Source organism: Pseudoalteromonas sp. Angola-4 (genome assembly GCF_028599265.1).
Classification (GTDB): domain Bacteria; phylum Pseudomonadota; class Gammaproteobacteria; order Enterobacterales; family Alteromonadaceae; genus Pseudoalteromonas; species Pseudoalteromonas atlantica.
In genome coordinates this window covers 1-510 of the sequence record NZ_JAQREK010000064.1, presented here as the reverse complement: position 1 = coordinate 510, position 510 = coordinate 1, and the positions used below count along the sequence as shown (strand labels likewise).

General features: G+C 40.8%; 1 protein-coding gene. It reads right to left on the bottom strand.

Features of this window, described 5'->3' with window-relative positions; translation table 11 throughout:
- Positions 1-510 (bottom strand): transglycosylase domain-containing protein (locus PSH48_RS20800; RefSeq protein WP_273612303.1); only part of this gene is annotated, 510 nt, incomplete at both ends.

The following is a 510-nucleotide window of genomic DNA, read 5'->3' as shown; positions in this document are numbered from 1 at the left end:
CATCAACAGGTTTGGCAAAGTAAAACTCGGCGGCCAGCCCCATTCCATGTACTCCTTGGTTGTATGACTGACCTAAGTACACTTCGTTTAAATAGGCTTCGAGAATCTGATCTTTTGAGTAACGGTAATCAAGAATAAGCGCAATAAAAGCTTCATTAATTTTACGCACTAACGAACGCTCACGGGTAAGGTAAATATTTTTAGCCAGCTGCTGGGTTAATGTACACCCCCCTTGCACGGTGCGCCCTGCGCGAATATTGGTATACAAAGCGCGTAAAATTGAAAATACCGATACACCGTGATGATCATAAAAATCGCGGTCTTCAACTACTAATAAGGTATTTTTAAGCATGTCAGGAAATTTATCTAATGGTACAAACTCTCTATCTTGTTTTGAGTCATTACCAATACGGGCTATTTGTACAGGCTCTAATCTGGCAGTGTTTAAGCGACGGCCAAACTTATCTTTAATACTGGCTACCTTCTCTCCAGAGAAACGCAATTCAATAA